Raw genomic sequence first — 21,326 nt, 5'->3', positions numbered from 1 at the left:
ATGAAGAAGACGATCTTATTAACCTTTGCCACCATCGTTTTCCTGCTTTCTATTGCCCGTTCGCAGGAAAAACGCAGCTATCAGCCTGTCATAGAACCATGCGCATGTCCCATTAAAGTAGACAGCAGCTTTAAAACCCGCTGCGCCTACCTCGTAGTGCCTGAGAACAGGAAAAAGAACAACGGCAGGACTGTTAAACTGCCATTTATCGTCGTTGAAAGCAAGAATCCAAATAAAAAGAAAGACCCTTTGCTTTTCACCAGCGGAGGTCCCGGCGCTGGCTCCCTGGGATGGGCAAGAGGTGCTGCCGCAAGCCAGGTTATCAGTGACAGGGACTGTATCGCCTTCGAGCAGCGGGGCACCGGTTATTCCATTCCGGGCCTCTTTGGACCAGAACTGGGCGCCGCCATCAAAGCATCCTATAAGAAAAACCTCAACAAAGACAGCATGGTGATCGAAGGCGTGAAGCAGCTCCGGAAAGGACTGGAAGCCCGGGGCATTGATCTTTCAGGTTATAATACAGACGAGACAGTGTCCGATATCCATGATCTTCTCTACGCCCTGCACATCGATTCTGTAAACCTGATGGGTATCTCCTACAGCGGAGGCCTGATGCAGGCCGTTTTACAGCGCGATCCTTCCCGTATCAGATCGCTGATACTGGATTCCCCGTTGCCAACATTCGTCCCTATCGACGAAGATGAAGCAGCCAATTTTAATGAAGCGCTGAACATCTTGTTTGAGCACGTTGAAAAAGATTCCACTGATAAAGCACGATATGGCAACCTTAAAGCGGAGTTTATCCAATACTTCACAGCTATAGGCCATACGCCTTTTTACATCTCTTACCTGGAAAAGGGTACGACAGATTCCATCCGTGTACAATACTCCAGGAACGACCTGTTCGATATTATCCAGAACTACTTTTCCAATCCTTCCGAAACACCCTATGTCATCAAAGAACTGATCAAGGGTAATCACCGTGACTATGTAACACAATTGCTGGACGGAATATTCAGCGGTTACCGCGGGCCTTCCGGTATGCGGATCTCAGTATATTGTGCCGATCAGGCCGTGTATCACGATGAAAATGTTCTCCGGCAGTTATACAAGGCCTATCCCTATATGGAAGGATATCATATTAACGACGTCTACAACGCCATGTGCGATTGCTGGACATATACCCCTATCAATCCCGCTACCAAACAGCCCTTCTACTCCCCAAAGCCCGCACTGCTGGCTGACGGGGAAATGGATAATGCCTGTAGACCATTATATATCGATATGATCCATCATTATATGCCTAACAGTCAGCGCTTACTGTTTACACACCGGTCTCATGGTGTGGGAGGAAGGGAATTGCAACCTTTCCTGATACACTTTCTCGACCATCCGCATGAAAAGCTGGTGTCTGATAAGAAGAACATCATTGTTTATTAGAAAGAAAAGGGCCGTTCGCTATAGCGAACAGCCCCATTTCAAATGGATGTCCCCCATCCTATTCCTTGATAATGATCTTCGTGGTTTCCCTACCATTATTCCGTATGGTGACATAATACACACCTGCCGGCACTCCGCTGAAAGATACAGTCTGTAAGGCACTGGTAATGCGTTGCACACGCATCACTGTCCCGCTGTTAGACAAGACCGTTATCCATGCATCCTGCAAAGGTTCCTGCACCTTTACACGCAGTTCGTTCACTACCGGATTAGGGTATAAAGTAACTCCTGGAGACAGCGACGGTACGGCTTTACCTGCAGCTATCACAGCCTGTCTTGCTGCCCCACTTAATGCAGCTGGCTCCGTTCCCCAGATCAGCTGTCCTTTATAATACAGCGTTGCGTGAGCATTCAGGTTCAGAACACCTGACTGATAAGAATAGTCATTCGCCTGATTGAAGTTAGACCAGTTCGCCTTAGCAATACGGTATTGTATATTGCCGGAATTACTCAGTGGATATAGCTTGCCTGCCACAGCTTTCACCTTCACTTCGAAATAAGCGTCAGCTCCGTCAAGCGCAGGGTTCAGGCGTACAAAAGACCCGCTGATATTCTGCGCGCCCAGTACTGCATAATCTATCCAGTAATTCAATGCGCTGACACTATCCTCAGCAGTGAACCAGTAACGTACAGACAGGTCTTCATAATTCACCGGTACATTACCTTCATTATTGATCCTGACATATGTGCTGATCTGATTCTGTGCGCTGGAAACCGCCTGCGTAGCCACCTTCAGGTTCACAACAGCAGCAGTAACTGCTGGTTCTATACCCCATATCAGCTTGCCGTTACGATAGAGCGTTATATGGTCGTTAGCTGTATAGGTCCTGTTAGGCAAATAAGAATAATCATCCGTTTCCTGCAGAACAGCTGAGTTTTTATTAGCGATCCTGGATTGAATAGCGCCGGAGTTAACACCTGCTGCCAGCGCACCTGCCGTTGAGTCAAAACTATACTCAACATAGCCAAAGGCGCCGTTGCGTGGTGTATCCAATGCTATGTACTTCATTTTAACCTTGCTGCTTCCCATGGCCGCATAATCGATCCAGGTATTAATGCCTGCAAAATTCTCTGCGGTGAACCAGTAACGGGCTGTCAACTCTTTGTAAGCAGCGGCTATCGTATCTGTATTGATGACCTTCAGATAAGGCTTGATGCTTGTACCCGCAGTCTGACTGTCTCCGTCCATATGCTGCACCTGCAGATTAAACGGCAACACATGTAATACCTGTTTCGCAGTAGCAGCGGCATAGATACTGTCGCCTGCCTGTGTAGCGATGATGGTATCGGCGCCAGGTTGCAATATGCTGACAAGACCATTTGTTACTTTAGCCATTGCCTCATTAGCACTTGAGAAGGTAACAGGAAGGTTGGAAGAAGCTGTAGCTGTTACGTTGAAATCGGCATCACCAATACGTTTTCCGGGTATAGCAGCAAATGTTATTTCCTGCATAGCCTTCATACCGGCAGCTATTTCAGATGCTGTCAGCGCCCGGTTATAGATCCTGAACTCATCGATTTTCGCTTTCAGATTTGGATCTGCTGTAAACTGCGATTTACCCAGGTAGTTCTGTGTTGTGCCGCCCAATGCTGCTGGCTTAATAGTTACGCCGGTATTAGTAGCTACCAACGTTCCGTTGATGTACAGTCTACAGGTATTGCCCGACTGGGTAATAGCGAAATGAGTCCATGTATTGAGCGGGAAGGTGTAATTATAATTCACCTGCTGCTCTCCTCCTCCGTTCCTGATGGCATAGCGGACAATAGATTTCCCGGATGTCACACCTGCCTGCGGAGTAAGGAATAGATAATTATTCGTGCCACTACCGAAATCAAATATGCGCATCCAGGTAGTGATGGCATCCATTTTAACCCAGGTAGTGATAGTAAAATCGTTCAACGTGCTTAGGGTGCCGGCAGGCAGTGACGCATAAGCGTTCGCAGTACCGTCCAGTTTCAGTGCGGAAGCTGCATAGCCGGTATCACGTTTGGCGGTGGAAGCAAGGGTTGCATGATTGGCGCCCCATACATCGCGCGCACTTGCACCGCTTTGCTCGTCGAACTTCCAGTAGCCATACTGCCCAACATTAGGTGTTGCTGTTACCGGATCGCTGGCAGGATTCACCTTGCCGGCATCTACTGATGATACAGTGTAATAGTAAATGCTTCCGTTAGTAACAGTAGTATCTGTATACCTGGTAATAGCAACTGTGTCAAATGCAGTAAACGGTCCGTCAGGCTCGGTAGCACGTTTTACCAGGTAGCGCAGGTCCTGGATAGCATTCCATTCCACAATATTCTTTTTATCGCCTGAAGCCACGATCAAACCATTTACAACATTGCTGTATACCGTGAGTGTAAGCGTGGCCGTTCCTGTACCACTTGTACCTGTGGCACTCAGCTGTACTGCAAATACACCTGCTACTGTAGGAGTACCTGATATTACGCCAGTTGCGGTATCAATGCGTAGTCCTTGTGGAAGACCAGTAGCATGAAACACGCCGGGCGATTTAATCGCCGTAACGGTATAACTGAATGGCTTGCCAATAATGATAGCTGCTGAATCCGGACTGGTGATCACAGATGGTAAAGTACGGTCGTCCAGTAGTACGATATCATTGCCGGTACCGCCTCTGTAAGTAATGCGGAAGTTCAATCCATTTACTGTCACAAGAGACATTTCAGGCAGGCTGTCAAAGGTACCGCTAACAGCCGTAGTACCCGTATTATCTACGATAGTATAGGATGTTCCCTGCGGAATATTTGCTGCACCTATACCAGTGATGTTTAAACGTGGCTTGTTGAGCACTATACCTCCAACACTTACCTGGTCGCCATCGCCGCTGGCAGTATTCAGTTCTGCGAGATAAACAGCACCTTGCTGCAGTGTAAGCTGACCTATTGTGAACTTACCAATACCCTGGCTACCCGGGGCAAGTATCGCTCCTGTACCTACAGTTACTGCACCGATACATTTGCCGATACCGCCTATCGTACCTACCACCACATTGGTAGTACTGGAGATCTGACCAGTACTATCTATCAGCAGGGTACCGCCTGTAACCGTCGTAGTTCCGCTATAGTTATTAGCTCCGGTGAAGCGCAGTATACCTGTACCTTCTTTAACGATTGTAAGAGCGCCGGTAATGATACCAAAGAAGGTAGTATTAGTATTCAATGCCCCAATGCTTATAACCGGTGCGCCATTATCCCTGCGGAGTTGTCCGCCTCCCGACATAGCGCCGAAGCGGATTGTATCAGTAAACGTAAAGCCTTGTCCATCCGTAAATCCGTTATTAAATACCCAGTTAGCCTTAGCACTACCTGCAGTAGCAACATTGAAACGGATGCGGTGATTGGAACTTCTGTTCACAGAAATAAACGTTCCGGTAAATTCACGGTTATCGCCATTCAGCTGCAAACCACTGGTGCTTGCGCCGTCATGCTCTATGATACCGTTGCCCAGCATTCTACCTGCGAAAGTCAGTCCACCGCCATTGCTGTAGAGATAACTTTTTACGCTATCCTTTATGATGATATCATTGAAGAGCACAGCTGTATTGTTGTTCATTAACGCACCACCATTCATGACAACAGGACCTGTACCTGCCGGACCGGTTAATGGAGCGCCGATAGTACCTGTACCCACGCCTGTCAGCGCTGTAGCTGTATTAGGAGGCCATCCTCCTGCATTGGTACCATTAAGGGTCAACCCACCTGCAAATGTATTAGCACCTGCAATGTTCAGTGTAGCACGTCCGTTCTTTACAATGCCACCAGTACCAGTTATCGGTCCGCTCAGAGAAATATCTCCTGCAGTTGCATTGATAACAACAGTACGGTTTATCTGAAGTGGTAGATTGATTACCTGGGCTTTTGCCGCATTGTTGGTAATATCATTACCCAGGCGGATAGAATCACCGCTGATAACAAAGGCATCTGCCCCTGTATTGAATTGCATACTGGCCACTTCCAGGTTATCTATATCGTTATTCAGCGTATCGATTGTTGAAGTATTAAAGCTCAGCAGGGCCGGGCTTGTTGGTGCTACTCCACCTGTCCAGTTGGCGCCATTGCTCCAGTTACCGGTAGCAGCAGTAATGCTCCAGCTGGCGGATACCGCTGATGGCACGCCCAGTACTTCAGTTGAGTTATCACTTTCCAGCGGCGTTGCAAAAGAAGATATGACGTAGTAATAATAGCTGCCATTGGCAACAGTACTGTCTGTATACTGTGTAGCAGTCAGACCGGTAGCAATAGTGGTGTAAGGGCCACCCCTTACAGCGCTTCTTTTTACATTATAAGTATCTGCTCCTTCAGCCACACTCCAGCTCAGGCTCACCTTGCCACTGGCATTTTCAACAGCAGGCACTGATGGTATAGTAGGCGGAAGCTGTAAAGTTACTTCAGCAGAAGCAGCGCCTTCCTGTGCCCCGGCAGATGCAGTAACTACATAGTAGTTATGACCAGGGTAAGCCATAGCGTCCAAATAAGACGTACCGGTCACTCCTGATACAATGCTTGCATAAGGCCCTCCCGCAGTAAGCGAACGTTTTACAGTATAACTGGTAGCGCCAGCAGATGGTGACCAGGAAATACGGATCGTGCTGTCTGTTTCTGCTGCCAGCGCAGGACTTGCCGGTGATGCAGGCGGAACGTTACTCACCACTTGCAGCATCAGTATGGCAGACCCGCTGCCACTGGTATTTGCTGCATTCAACGTTACAGGGAAAGTGCCAGTAGCACCGGGCGTTCCGGAGATGATGCCGCTGGTGCTATCAATGGAAAGCCCTGTAGGCAAGCCTGTAGCACTGAATGATGTAGCGGCTGGCGAGGCGCTGATAGCATAACTGAATGCCGCACCCAACATCGCCGTATCGGCTGTTGCACTGCTGATTACAGGGGAACCTGCCGGTGATGTATTGGTAATAGACACGCCATCAAATACTGCTGTATTCAGAGCGGAAGTATTGTGTGAACTTACACAGAGACCAACATATAATGGCTCTGCCATCGGAATCTCTACAGCGGAAAGACAGGTCCAGCTGATGCTGTCAAACGAGTGATAAGCAGTAATACGGGAACCAATCTTTTCCATCTTCAGCCAATAAGGCCTACCTGCCACAAAGTGGTCCAGGTATCCACCGGGAGGATTGTTCCAGGAGATATTTGTCTTACTCCAGGCAGCAGCTCCACGCCAGGTAGAAGCGATACGATTATTGGGCTGCATGAACAGACCGGTGAAGCGTGCATCATCATTGAGGGATTCACGGAACATAATACCTGCTTTAGCGGCAGGATCCGTTTCATCCATCGCTGTAATACGGGCTATAATAGTGATGTTTCCACTCAGTTGCTGAAAGGCAAAGTTAAAAGCATCTTTAGCCTGCAGCACAGGAACAGGTATATCAGCACCTGCACCTTTGACTGTCCAGCTGCCATTATTGTAAACAGCGCTGCCCGCCAAACCGGTAGCGCCTACATCTGCATTCGTAAGATTAGTAACTGCTGTAGCCACTGGATGTTGCAATGGTGGCAACGCAACAGCGGTACTGGAGTCTGCGCTTTTACGGTAAAGGAAGGTGGCCGAATTTTCACCCAGCCTGTCGCGCATAGCAACAGAATAAGGCGCCGGAATACCTTTACGTAATGTATAAGCAGCTTCTATGATATTGTACATCCTGAACAGCTGCTTGGCTGTACCATTAGAGCCCCAGCCTGTAAAGAAGCCATAAGTACCGCCAAACGGTATGAACCGCAGGCCGGTAGTATCGCTGTGGAAATGGCTATACAACTCACTGATGGCCAATAAGCGATTATCAAGATCTGTAAATAGGTCTGTTCCCTGCTTCCAGGCTACTTCCGCACTCCATGCCAGCGCTTCTCCCTGTCCGCGCCAGTGACCTTCATCCCGACCAGCATCTCCTACCTGTCCGTTAGGCAGACTGTTGGACAAACCTCCACCGGCGTCTGCACGGTATGACTGGATAGCCTGGTTCCACTTTACCGGATCATCGAGGAAGGCAGCAATGCTGACTGCCGCCTTGAGCTGTATAGCGCCCTGATTAAGGCCTCTTACCGGGTTGGGCACATCCAGCTGAGACCAGATCACCGTACCGAAATAACGGTTCACATTGGTTGTATTGGTAGCTGTCCAGCCAGGATAGGTGGACTTGAGGATATCTGCCGCTGTTACAAACATATTGGCCTGGTCGCCCAGGTCGAGAAAGCTTTCGTCGCCTGTCCAGGTGGTCTGGGTCACTGCCCAGGCGTTGAGTATATCTGTTGCTTTCTTTGCATAAGCGGTATCGCCGGTGAAGATCCACATGAAGGCCAGGTTGTGAACAGCTGTCATGTCATTGATCCACTGGTTCCTGTTGATGTCGGGAGCCCGGCTTACAGTGGTAAAAGGCCCCTGCATACCGTACGACAACTGGGATTTGGCATCGCTTTTAAAACTATTGTAGGCGCTAAGCCAGGGTTCGCGGGTAATATTCTGCTTCAGTTGATCCAGGTCGCTCCTGGTGAAGGGGATTCCCGGATGCACGAACTGTTGTGCGTTGGCTGTACGTATGCTCACTATAAGCCATAGCAACAGCAACGTTTTCATGATAGTAATGATCGTCTTCATAAGGGAAAGTTTATTTTTCAATAAGGGGATATGCCAATAAAGAATGAAATGGAGGAGTGGGAGCTCCCCCATTCATTTCACGTTATGCAGAGATCCATGGCATCATTTCCACGCGTCACTTTGGGTAAGGATACCCTGGGAACTTGTTATCATATTCTGAGGTATAGGGAATTTGCTATGCCTGTTATAATCAAAGGCAGCGCGATTGTATACATTCTTCAGCAGGTTCACGGTATATCCAGGTACTACCTTGTTATAACGTACCAGGTCAAACCAGCGATGACCTTCCAGGGCCAGCTCTATATGGCGTTCATGCCATATTTTCTCACGCAGTTCCACTTTATCGGTAGTAGTGATCTGCGGCAATACCCCTGCATCTGCAAAGCTCTTATTACCACGCGCACGGTACCGGATCTGCTCAAGCACTGCAAGTGCATTACCTGCCTGTCCCAGTTCATTACTGGCCTCTGCATATATCAGCAGTACATCGGCGTAACGCAGGAACATAGGATTGACATTCTGGAAAGAGAACTCACCATTGTTCCAGTAGGACTTTGGCCATATCACCTTTTTGTTGGCAATGGTAGTATTGGATGGGAAATGTACTGTACCATCTTTCGGTGTGTTGGCATCTTTACTGGTCCAGCCTTCTACTTTATCTCCGGTAGTAAGGATGGTCGCATCCTTACGTGGATCGCCTGCTTCATAACTGTTCACCAATGCCTGTGCAGGATACAGCACGCCGTCTCCAAACTCACCGGATACCCCCTGGTATTGCAGGTAAGGATTGTACCAGCGGCCAGACCAGATCGTGCTGGTGAACTGATATCCACCCGGCATCATGTTCTCGCTGGAGTACAGGTTGCTGGGATGGAAGAGCATGCGATAATCGTTAAACAGGCTATACTCCCCGCCCGTGATCACGTCGTTCGCATATTGCTGCGCTTTGGTATAGTCCTGGCGGAACAGGTACACCTTTGCCAGTAGCCCCTGTGCCGTACCTTTTGTGATGCGTCCGTTGCCGGCAGCACCCCATTCTGATTTAGTAGGCAGGTGGGCGATCGCATATTCCAGGTCACTAATGATCAGCGTATATAATGCATCTTCACTGCTTTTGGGAATATCATATTCCGCGGAAGAAGTAGGGACATGATCGCGTAGTGGCGCCTGACCAAATACATTTGCCAGCTCGAAGTGATAATATGCCCGGAAGAACTTTGCCTGCGCTTCTGCTTTCTCTGCCAGCTCACGGTTTTTAATGCCCGGCGTGCGGTCTGTTACCTGGTTGCAGAAGTTAAGATTGGCATATGTCCTGTCCCAGTATTGCTGCAGGAATCCCTGGCTGGCATCATATGTAAACGACTGGAAAGTGTTCAGTGTGGTACCGATACCATTATTGCTGCTACCCACAAAATCTTCCCCACCCATTTCATGTGTACTGAAGAACTGACGGCCGATGGTATATTCGCGCCAGCTTAGTGTTCCGTATATCCTGTCCACCGCAAGGTCCAGGTTCTTTTCGTCAGCAAAGAACTGGTCGGAGGAAACAACACCCTGTGGCGTTTTCTCCAGGAACTTTTCACAGGAAGCTAATGACAGCAGGCATCCTGCCAGGAATATATATTTAAGATTGCTCATGGTCTTACGCTTGAATTGATGTTAAAAAGTAAGGTTTACGCCTGCTTTTGCTGTACCGGAAACGGGATAGGTACTGAAGTCGGTACCCATTTCCAGCGGGCTCGCATTGGCCACTTCCGGAGAGAAGCCTTTGTACTTTGTGAAGTATAAAGGGTTGGTAAGATTGATATACAGCCGCAGGTTAGCAATCTTCATTCTGTTCGCCAATTCCCTGTTAAGGGTATATCCCAGCTCCACATTGCGGATCTTACCATAGGTACCGTCCTGCACATTAAAGCTGGAACCCCATGAGTTACTGGTGTTCGCCGCAAGACGGGGAATGTCTGTATTTGTATGCGTAGGCGTCCAGGCATTCAGCCAGTCCACATGCAGATTGGTATTGGTTGAATTGATCTGGTTGCGGGCAGAGTTCCATATTTTAGCGCCAAAGCTCCCCATGACATCCAGTGCGAAATCAAAGTTTTTATAGGAAGCAGTGAGTGTAAGACCACCGATGAACTTAGGATGCGGAGAACCGATATTGGTCTGGTCATTGCCGGTGATGTAACCATTACCATCTGTATCTGCATAGATCAGGTCACCTGGTTTGGCATTCGCCTGATAAGGTTTTCCCTGCGTGTTCTTACCATTATATTCCGCGATCTGCGCATCACTCTGGAAGATGCCGATTGTCTTATAGCCATAGAAATAACCGAGCGGCTGACCTTTCTCTCCCCTATGCACAGAACCTGACATCCACTGTGAGCTGCTGATGATCTGGTTGCCAAAATCCAGCACCGTATTCTTGTAGGTACTTCCGGACAATGTTACACCATAAGTGAAATCGCCTGCATGATCATTCCAGTTCACCAGGAATTCGAAACCGCGGTTACGAATGCTGCCCACATTGGAGTAGGTAGGTGTGATACCTGTAGACCCGCCAGGGATTGGTATGATCAGCAACAGATCTTTTGTAGTACGGTTGAAGTAATCGAACTCCACATTCAGTCTTTTCTTCATTGTGGCAAACTCAACACCGAAATCTGTCTGTTCTGTACGTTCCCATTTGATATTCGGATTGGCAGCAGCGGTCACTGTACCGTTCGAGTAGTAAACGCCATTGAACAGCGCATTGTAAACAGGATCCTGTACAACAGTGTTGTAGGCAATATAGTTATTGATCTTATTATTACCTACCTGTCCCCAGCTGGCACGCAGTTTCAGGTTGTCTACCCAGGTAAGGTTACGCATGAAATCTTCCTCAGATACACGCCATCCCACTGCCAGGGAGGGGAAGTATCCATAACGATTATTAGGCCCGAATTTGGAAGAACCATCTGCGCGGAAGGTACCTGTGAAAAGATATTTATTCTTCAGGACATAGTTGGCCCTGAAAAGGTAAGAAAGCATCGATTCACTGTAAGCCTGGCTGGTAATACTGATATTGCCTGCTGGTACAGCGCCCAGGTACTGGTAGTCGGGATAATCAAATGCGAGGTTTTGTCCTACGCCCTCCAGTTTATTGTAATACCCATCCTGTGCGGTAATACCGGCCAGCAGGTTCAGATGATGATCTTTCCCGATCTGCTTATCATAGCTCAGTGTATTCTCCCACAACCATGTTTTGTTATTGACATGATTTTCTGTGAGGGAATTACTGGCATGTATCTGGTTAGGGCTTGAGATATTGTAGGCAGGTTCGAAATAATGATAGCGGTCATACGCATAATCAATACCATAACTGCTACGGAACACCAGGCCTGGAATCACTTCATAATTAAGCCATCCATTACCTACAAAACGCAGGCTGTTATTATTGGCATCTTTACCGTAATAAAGCGCAGCATAGGGATTGATGATATCAGGATCCTGTCCGGCATTAAAATTACCATTAGCGTCCTGCACCTTGATCAGGGGGGAGATACGCACCATGGCATTGAACACACGGGCGCCTGCACTGCTGCCCACTCCTGTGATATTGGAGTTGCTCATGGACAGGTTGTGACCGATCCTCAACCTCTTGCTGAGACGGTATTCATTATTGGCCCGGAGTGTAAGACGGTCATAATCTGTGAACTTCATTACTCCTTCCTGTTTGAAATAGCCCCCGCTGATATTATAGCTTACATTCTCGCTACCGCCGGCAATAGACGCCTGGTAATCCCTGACCCATCCCTTCTGTGTACTTTCATCCAACCAGTTGGTTCCTTTACCCAGGGATTTGGGATCAGGGTAAGTATTTGTGCCATTGATCATATTCTGCAGGGTAGCATACTGACTGGCATCTGCCACCTGGTAACGGCGGGTGAGGAACTGGAAGCCTTCACTGCCGCTGACATTAAATGTCGGTTTGCCTGTCCGGCCCTTTTTTGTGGTAACCAGAATCACACCGTTGGCGCCACGGGAACCATAAATAGCGGTAGCAGAAGCGTCTTTCAATATCTCCATGGAGGCGATATCGTGACTGTTCAGGTACTGAATGTCATTCACGAACATACCGTCTACCACGTACAGCGGATTAGGATCGCCATTGGTGCCGACACCGCGTATGCGAACAATAGGCGCATTACCGGGCTGGCCCACATTTAATATCTGTACCCCCGGGGCTTTACCCTGCAGGGCTTCTGCCGCGTTGCTGCCGCCTATTTTAGTGATGTCGGCTGCTTTCAGGCTGGTCACCGAACCGGTAAGGTCGGATTTGCGCTGTACGCCATATCCTACCACCACTACATCCTGCAGGCCTACAGCCTCGGGTCTGAGTGTCACGTTGAAAGGCCCGGCACCTTCTACCGGTAGCTCCCGGGTAGCACTGCCCATCATATTAAAGACCAGCACTCCCTTGCTATCAGGGACAGCAATACTGAATTTTCCTTCGGCACTGGTAATGGTACCGCCTTTGGCATTCTTGATGGTAACGCGGACACCGGGCAGCGGATTTCCGCTGGAGTCCTTTACGATTCCTGTGACGGTTTTCTCCTGGGCGTACCCCTGCCCGGGAACCGTTAAAGCGCATAAGAAGAATAATACTGCAAGGCAGCCATCGTGGAAGCGCAAGAATAGACTTTTTTTCATCTCGGGAATTTATAGTTTTAAAAAGGACGTTTTTTCATTGTTCACCGTGTCCCCCCTGGCGTATCAAAGCCGGTATAAAATGTTCTTTCTTTTGTATCAGCCCATGACAAAAATAGATCCCCCGCACCACGAATCAGGGGTATCTATTCGTAAAAGAAGGGGTTATTTTTCGCCCAATATGGGGGACAGACTCATATGTAATCGATTGTTCCCAGGCTATTCCGATATTTTTAAATGTCAGATTCACACTTTTATTATTAATTTGGGTAACGATTTCAGGGTTAACATAACAAGTAATTAGTTCCACTATGATAAAGCACTGCTCATTTCTATTAATAATGGTGTACCTGGCAGCGCAACCGGCAGTTGCAGCTACCCATATCAATCATACTACCTGTGTCAACCACATTACACATGCCAGCCATGCCACTCATGCCGTCCTTGCCAATGATGTCACACATGCCGGCCATGGCAACAATGTTGCACATACCAGCCATATTGGCCTTACCATCCATGACAACCAGGCTGCTTACGCTACCCATATTACATATGCTCCCTCTGCCTCACATGCTCCCGATTCCGTCTACCTCTTTTCTTACGCGACAGCCAGGAACAATGAACGGGGCGGACTGCAGTTTGCCTGGAGCCAGGACAAACAGCAATGGCATGTGATTGGGAACGGCTTCGCCTTCCTGCACAGCGATTACGGCCGCTGGGTAGCAGACAAGCGGATGAACAGCCCCTGGCTGATACAGGGACCTGACGGGATATGGCATTGCATCTGGAGCCTGAATGAGCGGGACCATCTTTTTGCGCATGCCGCATCGGCAGACCTGGTGAACTGGAAACGCCAAAGTTACCCCGACATCAGTGCGGGCCGTAACTTTCTGCACCCTGCGGTTCAGTATGACGCCGCACAAAAGTCTTATACCATCATCTATACGGATGCAGACGGAAAACAATTCCAAACCACTACCACCGACTTTAAAACATACCGCCCTGCCACAGCCGTTAGCGCCTCCCATTATGCAGAAGCCGGCGTAACCATTCCCCTACCGGAAGGCACCGCCACCGGACAAGTACACCGGGTAGCCTGGGAAGTAGTAGACCGGCTGATCAAAACCCATGAACTGGCGCAGTATAAATGGCGGCAGCAGGCGGAATCCTCCATACAGGACAACGAGCGTTTCACAAAGCTGCAGCAACCATTACAGGCCAGCATTACCCTGCAGCCTGAAAAAGCAAAACCGATCAGCGACCTGCTATTGGGTATCTTCTTTGAAGACATTAACTACGCGGCAGACGGTGGCCTGTATGCCGAACTGGTACAGAACCGCGACTTTGAATATGCATCAGGCGATAAAGAAGAACGTGATCCAAACTGGAACAGTTATCACTCCTGGTCATTACATGGAGAAAACAGCACCTTCACTATCGATACAAAAGCCCCCATTCATCCCAACAACTCACACTATGCAGTACTGGACACAAAGAGTCCCGGCGCTGCCCTGGTAAACAATGGGTATGACGGGATCCCGGTAAAGAAGGGGGATAAATACGATCTCTCACTCTTTTCCAACCAGCTGGACGGAAAAAGCGGGAAGGTACTGGTCCGCCTTGTCAGTCCAGGCTCACCAAACAATATACTTGCACAAACTACCATCACCATCTCCGGCAATTCCTGGAAAAAAGCCCAGGCCGTACTCACCGCCACAGCATCCGCAGACAGTGCGCAGCTTGAACTGCAACCACTCACTACAGGCCGCCTGGCGCTGGACCTGATCTCGCTCTTTCCGCAGGAAACTTTCAAAGGCAGAAAGAACGGCTTACGTAAAGACCTGACGCAGGTAGTTGCCGACATACATCCCCGCTTCGTACGTTTCCCCGGCGGCTGCGTATCCCACGGGGATGGATTGAATAACATCTACCGATGGAAAAACACCATTGGCCCCCTGGAAGCGCGCAAACCACAACGCAACCTCTGGGGCTATCACCAATCAGCCGGCCTTGGATACTTCGAATACTTCCGCTTCTGTGAAGACATTGGCGCCGAACCTGTACCTGTCGTTGCAGCAGGCGTTCCCTGTCAGAACTCCGGCCCTTCTGCCAAAGGCAGCGGCCAGCAGGGTGGTATCCCCATGACTGAAATGGATGAATATGTACAGGACATCCTGGACCTGATAGAATATGCCAACGGAGACATTCACACCACCTGGGGCAAGAAACGCGCAGAAGCCGGACATCCCCAACCATTCCATCTAAAGTATATCGGAATCGGAAATGAAGACCTGATCACGGACGTCTTTGAAGAACGATTCACGATGCTCTTCAACGCCGTAAAAAAACAACATCCTGAGATCACCATAATAGGTACCGCCGGACCATTCTTTGAAGGCACCGACTACGAAGAAGGCTGGGACATTGCTAACAAACTGAAGGTCCCCATGATCGACGAGCATTACTATGTATCGCCGGGCTGGTTCATCCACAACCAGGACTTCTACGACAAATACGACCGTTCCAGATCCAAAGTATACCTCGGCGAATACGCAGCCCACCTACCCGGACGGCCCAGCAACATCGAAACCGCATTAGCCGAAGCACTCTACCTCACAGCATTGGAGCGAAACGGAGACATCGTAAGCATGGCATCCTACGCCCCCCTGCTGGCTAAAGAAAAACATACGCAGTGGACGCCTGACCTCATCTATTTCAATAACACCACCGTAAAGCCCACTGTAAACTATTACGTCCAGCAGCTATACGGTACCAACGCAGGTGACACATACCTGCCGGGCACTATCACTATCTCCAATAACACGGGCAATGATAAGAATAAGGATGTCAATATTGACGGCGTAAAAGAGAGAGTAGCTGTCTCCATAGTAAAGGATACCAAATCCAATACGGTGATCATAAAGCTGGTGAACCTGCTACCTAAGCCTATTCAATCCGGCATTGATCTTAGCGGCATCAGCATTGCAGATACCACCGCAATAAAAACCGTATTACAGGGCAGTCCAGATAGCAAAGATGCCAGACCTCTTGTATCCAATTATCCGGTTGCGACAAAGTTCAATACTGAATTGCCAGCTTATTCCTTTACTGTTATACGGATTAAAACAAAGTAAACTGTCTGTACGAAATTGTATATGCAGGGGCCTTCAGCCAGATAACGAACGTAGTAGGGAAATTGCTTTTTTTAACGCTAAGTAGCTTCGGTTTCAGTATGGGATGGCGGTCGGCGCCTCTCTGGATGACGATTGAGTATTGTCAATAGGATTTGTTGATGATTTTCACGCTAAGTAGCTTCGGTTTCAGTATGGGATGGCGGTCGGCGCCTCTCTGGATGACGATTGGGCGTTGTCAAGCGAATAGGATTTTGAATATGGATGGAGCGCACCGGTCGTGTCACCCGAGAGCCGAAGGCCCGCCATTCCCATCTGAAACCGGTGCTACTTACGCTCTCCCCATTGAATTGTAAGAGAAAGCATTTTAAGGCAGAAGGTTCATCTATTGCAGTCAGCTTCGTTGAATACAGGCCATTCCCGAAGCAGGTATGTTGGATGCGTTGTGCTGGATGTGCATAAGAAAAATGTAAGGTTCTTTGCAACCTGGTAAAAAAGGCTGACAAAATAAAAGGAACCTTCAGTCCTGATACTCTCTCTCTAAAATTCAGTAGGGACAGCGTAAGTAGTACCAAGTTCCTTCTTCATAATAAGCTCCCTCTGAAATTCAATGGGGACAGCGTAAGTAGTACCGAGTTCCTTCTTCATGATAAGCTACCCTAAATTCAGTGGGGACAGCGTAAGTAGTACCGAGTTCCTTCTTCATGATAAGCTACCCTAAATTCAGTAGGGACAGCGTAAGTAGTACCAAGTTGCTTCTTCATGATAAGCTCCCTCTAAAATTCAGTAGGGACAGCGCAAGTAGTACCAAGTTCCTTCTTCATGATAAGCTCCCTCTGAAATTCAATGGGGACAGCGTAAGTAGTACCGAGTTCCTTCTTCATGATAAGCTCCCTCTAAAATTCAGTAGGGACAGCGTAAGTAGTACCAAGTTGCTTCTTCATGATAAGCTCCCTCTAAAATTCAGTGGGGACAGCGTAAGTAGTACCGAGTTCCTTCTTCATGATAAGCTCCCTCTAAAATTCAGTAGGGACAACGTAAGTAGCACCGAGTTTCTTCTTCATAATAAGCTCCTCTGAAATTCAGTAGGGACAACGTAAGCAGTACCGAGTTCCTTCTTCATGATAAGCTCCCTCTAAAATTCAGTAGGGACAACGTAAGTAGCACCGAGTTTCTTCTTCATAATAAGCTCCTCTGAAATTCAGTAGGGACAACGTAAGCAGTACCGAGTTCCTTCTTCATGATAAGCTCCCTCTAAAATTCAATAGGGACAGCGTAAGTAGCACCGGTTTCAGATGGGAATGGTGGGCCTTCGGCTCTCGGGTGACACGACCGACGCTGCCCAATCTATATTCAAAGCTCTATTCGATTGACAACGCCCAATCGTCATCCAGAGAGGCGCCGACCGCCATCCCATACTGAAACCGAAGCTACTTAGCGAAAAAAAAAGCAACCAAAAACCGAATCAACTTAGCGCAAAAAACTACTTCACAATCCTCCGCGTGATCTTTTCCCTCCCATTACTGATAGTAACAAAATAAACACCCGGCACAACACCACTCATATCAATAATATGCTTTCGCGAAGCCTCCCGCGCCCTATACAAAACCCTCCCCGCAACATCGCTCAACGTAACAACAGCACCTTTTGAAAACGGTATCATCACAACAACATTATTCACCACAGGATTAGGATAAACAGCAACACTATCAACCACTTTTACAACCGCCACAGCCATGCGCGCAGCAGCAGCACCCGCAACCGGCACCAACTGCCACTGCTGATTCTTACCACTATTGTAAGTCCACTGCTGGATGTTCGCCCCATCCGTCATGCCACTGGCATTCACATCCACCGCTTTCCCACTATGCACCGGCGTAATCCGGTAAAACCCACCACCAACAGCCGTAAATGTAAACCGCTGATTATTCGCCCCGGTAGACTGCCATATCTGTACATTTGCACCATCCGCAGTACTCACCCCATTGATATCAAGATTCTTCCCACTCCCTACCCCCACAACAGCATATTGCCCATTACCAGTACCCGTCACCTCCCACTGCTGACACGGACAATCATTCGGCGTCCACTGACGGACATTCGTACCATTCGCAGTACCATTATTCGCCACATCCATTGCCTTACCACTATGCCGTGCAAAGATCTGGTACGTCCCATTCGCAGGACCGCCCGCAGGCAAAGGATCGCGCGTAAAAGTCAGCGAGCCGAAGCCCAGCTGATCGAAACCTCCACTGGCAGTGCCATAATCCCCACCACCACCTTCGGGCCTGTGGATGGCTGCATATGCCGCCATAGCCGGTACAGAAAGTCCCATACGGTTCGCATAATGGTTGTACACCATTTCCCATACCGGACGTATATTCCCTCTTGCAGAAGAAGAGATCACCGTCTGTGAGGAAGCAGCGCAATTCTGCCCGGTACCCCAGTTGTAAGTAACATATGGTACAGAGTCGCCGATATTATATTTCGCAACATACTCTGCACCTTTCATAAAGCGGTTACTGTCGTAACCATACATATCATCTCCCTGATTCCAGGCCATTTCACAGAAAGCGCCCATCAGGCCGATGCCAAGTGTACAGTGCCCCTGATCGCGGCCACTCTCCTGCCATTGGCCTAATGTTGATGAATGAAGATACCATACCGCATGTGTGATAGCGCCATTACCAGCCCCATTCTTAAAATATTCAATCGCCCGGTTATACAGATCACGGCGGTCACAAAGTACTCCAAGAGAAAGGATGAAGGCCATGTTGCAAAGATCCCAGTTGGCCCAGTAGTTAGTAATACAGGCATCATTGTGATCATTGAGGAAGTCATCACTAAGCGGATAGAATTTAGTGAGCAGCATGTCTTTGAAACGTTCAAAATCTGCACTGGCCCAGCCGCTGTAAGTACGCATGATCTCTCCTACATTGGCGAACTCGTAGCCATAGATACCCGCTGCCAGAAACCTGTCTGCATTACCAGTCACAAATTGGAGATTAGACGACCAGGCATTCATAATCTCTATCGACTTATTAGCGTAAGCCACATCGCCGCTGATCTTCCAGCGGAGTGCTGCCTGATATGCTGCAGCGATATCGTTCATCAGCTGACCATAGTTCTGGCGGTCGCCACCCCTACGCACAGTATCCACAGGACGGGCAGTCCAGGTAAGCTGTGAGCGTGCATTAGCTACAAGAATATCCCAGCTGCCTTTCCAGGGCTGGGCGCCGGCGTTCACTTTTGTGCGCATACGGGCAAAGTCCGCCTCCGTATGCAGAAGGCCGGGATGAATGAAGGTTTGTGCTGTCAGCTGATGGGTTGTTATTAGCAACAGACAGCATAACAGGATTTGTACGAGGGAGGTACATGTTTTCATAAATCGTGGGTTTTAATAAAGGCTTTTATCCGGGGTCCGAAGGATAGACCCACACCGCAAATCCGCCTGAAGCGGACAGCTTAAAATCCGTGACTGTTGCAGCATTTACCTTTCGCTGTTCCACCTTCACTTTTGTGTTGGTGCGAACAGTTGAATCATCCGTATATATTTTTGCGGTAAAGGATTTTCCTTTGGGTAAAAAATCAAATGGTAGTCGCACGTCCCTTGAGGCATTGTTGCCAATGCCGCCGATAAACCATTCCTCTCCTTTCCTGCGCGCCACTACGACATATGCTCCCGGAGCACCCTGCAGTACGCGGGTTTCATCCCAGGTAACAGGTATGTGGTCCCAGAATTCCAGCTCAGGCTCACCATTGCTCAACTGCGGATTATCATACCAGAAAAGGGTTTGCAGGGGACTATAATACACAGCCGCCAGGGCCAGCTGATGTGCGTGCGTGGTCTTTATGCGGGGATCGTAATAGCAGATAGTATAGTCTGCCGGACCGGCAATAAAACGCGTGAAGGGCAACACAGTATTGTGCGTAGCATCAGGCATTTCCTCATTACCACGAATACCCTCTGCCGTCATAAGATTAGGCCAGGTGCGCTGCTCGCCGGTAGGGCGCCATTCATCGTGCACGTTCACCATGATGTGGCTTTCGGCAGCTTTCCTGAACATATCTTCCAGCCAGGTGGTCCAGCGATGGGAGCCTACCTGCACGAAGCCAAACTTTACACCTTTTACGCCCCACTGCCTGTATACGCGGAACAGCGAATCTGACTGTGCCAGCAAGGCCTGCTGATTCACATATAACCATATACCAATCCCCTTCGTTTTTCCATACTGTATGATAGCAGGAAGGTCGAAGTCAGGAATAGCTACTTTGGTAGCGTTAGAACTAAAGCTGAATGCATTGCCATACCATTTCCAGTCAAAGAGGATATACTGCAGGTGATGCTTCTCAGCAAAGTCTATATGTTCCTTTGCGATAGCAGTTGTCTGTGTCATTACCCGCATGATCTTACCGGGTTTTATCCAGCCGGTATCGGTAATGCGTGATGGCGGGTTCAGGTTCAGCAGGATGCTGTTGTTCTCCAGCAGCGCACCAGGACGTTCGGCCACCATGATCACCCGCCAGGGAGTGGCAAATGGTGAAATAAGATCAGCAGAATTATAGAGATCCGTTACGATCGTATTCGGTTTGTCAGGACTCAGGGAGAACCTTGTTTTTGTATAATCTACCATCTGCGCTTCGGCCAGGCAAGCATAAAGACCACCAGGCAGTTTCAGCGTCAGCGGACGTTCTGCCGGACCAGGCCAGTTGTGCAGTGGCAGTTCCTGATATTTTGCCTGCCCCCATAATGCGTGGAAGGCGGTAACGCCTTCCGGAAGGGCAAACTCCGTATGCTCCACAGTAATACGATAGTAAGAACCCTTTGCATTTTCGGGGAAGTAATACCGGAACGCAATGCCTTCGTTATAGGCACGCATCTCGATATTCATCAGGTAGTCAGAATTGTTGTCCTTTTGCAAGGATATGGTGATAGCATTGTAATGATCGCGTATAATAGACTGCTCCCCGGCCACAGGTTGCCAGCTGGTATCGTAGGTACTGCTGCTGATATTCGTCACCACAAGATTGGCGGTCCAGCGGGTGAAAGTATCCACCTTCAGCGCCATGGCATTTTCGGTAATGTGATTGTCCAACCGTATGTCGAGTGCAGAAGGCCTGATAATTGTCCTGCCTTTATAAGTCACTTCATAGTACAGTGTATTGCCATAGCTTTCCTTTACCTGGTAGCACCTGGCGCTAAGATTATTATCAGGCGACTGCACTGTCGCCATTGAGCCTGTTATGGGTGCGGCTGATTGTCCATAGCACGTGGTCGCTATCAACATGCCGAAGAAGAGCAAATATCCTTTCATGTAATTCTCCGTATCCCGGTATTTTGTTCAGTTTTTCACTTCATACAAAAATACCCGGCACGG

Annotated in this window: 7 protein-coding genes; 2 read left to right on the top strand and 5 right to left on the bottom strand. The window is 48.7% G+C overall.

The annotated features are described in order from the left end of the window. Positions 1 to 1,440 carry an alpha/beta fold hydrolase gene (locus tag F3I09_RS29625; protein WP_149698670.1) on the top strand — a complete coding sequence of 480 codons (1,440 nt, stop codon included), beginning with the start codon at positions 1 to 3 and terminating at the stop codon, positions 1,438 to 1,440. A 58-nt stretch (positions 1,441 to 1,498) separates the two neighbouring features. Here F3I09_RS29625 and F3I09_RS29620 read toward each other — a convergent pair whose 3' ends face one another. From F3I09_RS29620 to F3I09_RS29610, 3 genes are all read right to left on the bottom strand, one after another. After that, a complete protein-coding gene (locus tag F3I09_RS29620) occupies positions 1,499 to 8,131 on the bottom strand; it encodes a cellulose binding domain-containing protein (RefSeq protein WP_188134004.1) in 6,633 nt (2,210 codons plus the stop codon). Between the two features lie 102 nt (positions 8,132 to 8,233). Beyond that, a complete protein-coding gene (locus tag F3I09_RS29615) occupies positions 8,234 to 9,769 on the bottom strand; it encodes a RagB/SusD family nutrient uptake outer membrane protein (RefSeq protein ID WP_149698668.1) in 1,536 nt (511 codons plus the stop codon). A gap of 21 nt (positions 9,770 to 9,790) precedes the next feature. Then, positions 9,791 to 12,820 carry a TonB-dependent receptor gene (locus F3I09_RS29610; protein ID WP_149698667.1) on the bottom strand — a complete coding sequence of 1,010 codons (3,030 nt, stop codon included), beginning with the start codon at positions 12,818 to 12,820 and terminating at the stop codon, positions 9,791 to 9,793. 308 nt (positions 12,821 to 13,128) lie between these two features. Here F3I09_RS29610 and F3I09_RS29605 point away from each other — a divergent pair, with 308 nt between their 5' ends. After that, complete coding sequence (locus F3I09_RS29605) at positions 13,129 to 15,951, top strand: alpha-L-arabinofuranosidase C-terminal domain-containing protein (RefSeq protein ID WP_223233432.1); 2,823 nt, start codon at positions 13,129 to 13,131, stop codon at positions 15,949 to 15,951. A 1,480-nt stretch (positions 15,952 to 17,431) separates the two neighbouring features. On the opposite strand, the gene F3I09_RS29600 is transcribed toward F3I09_RS29605, so the two are convergent. Together F3I09_RS29600 and F3I09_RS29595 are read right to left on the bottom strand one after the other, a co-directional pair. Next, positions 17,432 to 19,333 carry an RICIN domain-containing protein gene (locus F3I09_RS29600; protein ID WP_188134003.1) on the bottom strand — a complete coding sequence of 634 codons (1,902 nt, stop codon included), beginning with the start codon at positions 19,331 to 19,333 and terminating at the stop codon, positions 17,432 to 17,434. A gap of 25 nt (positions 19,334 to 19,358) precedes the next feature. Continuing rightward, a complete protein-coding gene (locus tag F3I09_RS29595) occupies positions 19,359 to 21,263 on the bottom strand; it encodes a glycoside hydrolase family 97 protein (protein ID WP_149698666.1) in 1,905 nt (634 codons plus the stop codon). Between the last annotated feature and the right edge of the window lie 63 nt (positions 21,264 to 21,326).

The organism is Chitinophaga sp. CF418 (assembly GCF_900142925.1).
Lineage (GTDB): Bacteria > Bacteroidota > Bacteroidia > Chitinophagales > Chitinophagaceae > Chitinophaga.
This window is presented reverse-complemented; position numbering and strand designations above follow the sequence as displayed.

What these genes read in the sequence shown, in the direction of transcription:
- F3I09_RS29615 (WP_149698668.1), bottom strand. Translation starts at nt 9,769, where the DNA reads ATGAGCAATCTTAAATATATATTCCTGGCAGGATGCCTGCTGTCATTA.
- F3I09_RS29600 (WP_188134003.1), bottom strand. Translation starts at nt 19,333, where the DNA reads ATGAAAACATGTACCTCCCTCGTACAAATCCTGTTATGCTGTCTGTTG.
- F3I09_RS29595 (WP_149698666.1), bottom strand. Translation starts at nt 21,263, where the DNA reads ATGAAAGGATATTTGCTCTTCTTCGGCATGTTGATAGCGACCACGTGC.
- F3I09_RS29620 (WP_188134004.1), bottom strand. Translation starts at nt 8,131, where the DNA reads ATGAAGACGATCATTACTATCATGAAAACGTTGCTGTTGCTATGGCTT.
- F3I09_RS29605 (WP_223233432.1), top strand. Translation starts at nt 13,129, where the DNA reads ATGATAAAGCACTGCTCATTTCTATTAATAATGGTGTACCTGGCAGCG.
- F3I09_RS29610 (WP_149698667.1), bottom strand. Translation starts at nt 12,820, where the DNA reads ATGAAAAAAAGTCTATTCTTGCGCTTCCACGATGGCTGCCTTGCAGTA.
- F3I09_RS29625 (WP_149698670.1), top strand. Translation starts at nt 1, where the DNA reads ATGAAGAAGACGATCTTATTAACCTTTGCCACCATCGTTTTCCTGCTT.